The sequence below is a fragment of the Cohaesibacter gelatinilyticus genome, assembly GCF_900215605.1.
GTDB classification, from domain to species: domain Bacteria; phylum Pseudomonadota; class Alphaproteobacteria; order Rhizobiales; family Cohaesibacteraceae; genus Cohaesibacter; species Cohaesibacter gelatinilyticus.
Genome location: NZ_OBEL01000001.1, coordinates 511,816 through 513,898 on the forward strand (window position 1 = coordinate 511,816; position 2,083 = coordinate 513,898).

Annotated in this window: 2 protein-coding genes; one reads left to right on the forward strand and one right to left on the reverse strand. The window is 45.4% G+C overall.

Translation table 11 applies throughout. The features are described from left to right. Window positions 1-2: 2 nt before the first annotated feature. A complete protein-coding gene (locus tag CRO57_RS02370; RefSeq protein ID WP_170955918.1) occupies window positions 3-1,553 on the reverse strand; it encodes a TolC family protein in 1,551 nt (516 codons plus the stop codon). 143 nt (window positions 1,554-1,696) lie between these two features. On the opposite strand from CRO57_RS02370, the gene CRO57_RS02375 reads away from it, so the two are divergent. Then, a complete protein-coding gene (locus tag CRO57_RS02375; protein ID WP_097151794.1) occupies window positions 1,697-2,014 on the forward strand; it encodes a hypothetical protein in 318 nt (105 codons plus the stop codon). Window positions 2,015-2,083 lie beyond the last annotated feature (69 nt).

Sequence of the window (2,083 nt, forward strand, 5' to 3'; positions counted from 1 at the left end):
CGCTATTTACTGATATGCTCCATCAGCTCCTTGCCAGTGATGGTCTCAACCAATTTGCCTTTCAGGCGGAGAGCTCGATAATTGGCCCGTAAACGTTCGAACTGATTGGCAATGCGATCCCGGCGCACAGCAAACAGATCCTTTTGCGCATCCAGCACTTCCAGAAGGCGCTTTTTGCCAACAGTGAATTGCTGAGTGTAGAGCTTGGCAACTTTCTCGCTGGCGCGAACCTGATCGTTGATTGTCTTGGATTTTTTACGCGTGGTTTTCATCGTGCGAATGGCTTCGATCATATCCTCTTCAAGTTCGTTATAAGCCTTGCGATAACGATGTTTATTCTCTTTCAAACGCGCTGCAATCTGATCTTTGACAGCATATTTCTTGCCACCGCTAAACAGATTCCAGCGCATGACTACCATACCGCGATAGTCATGTGTTGCCGCATTGCGACCTGAGACATTTTCTTTGGCATTTGCTTCGCCTTCCAGATTCAAGCTTGGTAGGAAGGATGAAGTCTGTGCTTTGATTTGAGCCTCCAAGGACCGAGAATCCGCTTGAATGGAATGCAAGCGGGGACTGTTTTCCAATAATCGATCAATATCCGCACGGGTCAGGCGGGCCTGTTTGTTGAAGCTTGGTGGCATCTTCAGTTTGCCAGGCTCAATACCGGAAATGCGACGAAAGCGACCAATGGCTTTTTGTCTTTCGGTTTCAAAATCAATGACCTGGGTACGGGCATTTTCCAGACGAGAGAAGGCACGCTCTACGTCAGCCTGTGTGCCATTGCCTTCGCCCTCACTAGCCTTCACCAATTCATAGAATTTCTGATGTGCTCTAACATTTTGTCGGCCATTGGCGATATAACGGCTCTGCTCCATGACTTTGAGATAAGCTTCTGCAATCTCCAGAATAACGCCATCAGCTTTGTCTAATAATCTTAGCTGACTGGAATCATAGAGATTTTTTGCGCGCTTTAAATTCTGACCAGTGCTACCAAAGTCAATCAGGCGTTGTTTGACCTTGACACCACCTTCGCGACGAAATGCTCCACGGGAAATTGTATTATTGTTGCCAGCATTTTCATAGCCTGCCGCAACCCTCAGATCGACGTTAGGTCTGTAAGCCGAGCGTGCAACACGCACACCATGATAGGCATCCTCCGTCTTGGCACCGTAGATTCCGATTTCAGGGCTGTTGCGTAAGGTATGTTGTGTAACATCCGACAAGCTCATGAGGTGTTTACGAGCCTTGGAAGGTTGCGTCGTCTTTGAGGGACCATATGCTGGAATAACCAGGGCATCAGCGCCATTTGTGGCTGCCGAGGTGTGGGATGCGTTATTGGCGATATCCAGAGGATTGATAAGCCCTTCACTGATCGCTTGCGCTTGTAACCCTGCGGTTGTTTCACAAAGTGAGGAAGCACTGGCTGAGCAGCCATCAATAGACTTGGAGCCTTTGGAGGCACATCCAGTCAGAGCAGCAGATAATGCTAACGCCAAACCTGTATATTTGAATAAATCTTGGGCTCTATCGCCACCAATCTTGACCAACATAACTAGTGCCCACCACACTAAGTTCCGGTATATCCGATGCCCCGACATCAGACAGACTCCTACGCAATTGAGGGCATTTAGTCTTTGTTAGGGTTAATATGGAGTAAAGCATCAGTCATTTTGCATTGAGATTTGCAAAATTAATGAACAAAGTCACTGTTGTTAACCTTTTAAGCCTGTACATGCTTATACCAATATTTGTTATTCATGAAATACTTGTTGTATGTAAGTTATTGAAAAATATTAATAATGAATATATTCAGTATAAAAATATAACTAAGTTTGACGGTTTTTTACATCGCTGGAAGGCAGTAGAAAAAGTAAAAAAACAAGCAAAATCTTTCCTAATCATTAACCATATTGCGCTTTATTGCGATCAAGCTGCAATCTCTGGTGGGGGAGATCAGGGCGTCAAATTCCAGTGTGTCATGCGTTGGAATCTGGATTGCCATGTCTTGTAGATCGCGCTTGCCGACCTCCAGATTGTATGGCTTTTATTTTTATTATTGCTATGAATTTGGTGCAGGGCA

Coding starts and splice junctions, on each gene's coding strand:
- CRO57_RS02370 (WP_170955918.1), bottom strand. CDS start 1,553: ATGTTGGTCAAGATTGGTGGCGATAGAGCCCAAGATTTATTCAAATAT.
- CRO57_RS02375 (WP_097151794.1), top strand. CDS start 1,697: ATGAACAAAGTCACTGTTGTTAACCTTTTAAGCCTGTACATGCTTATA.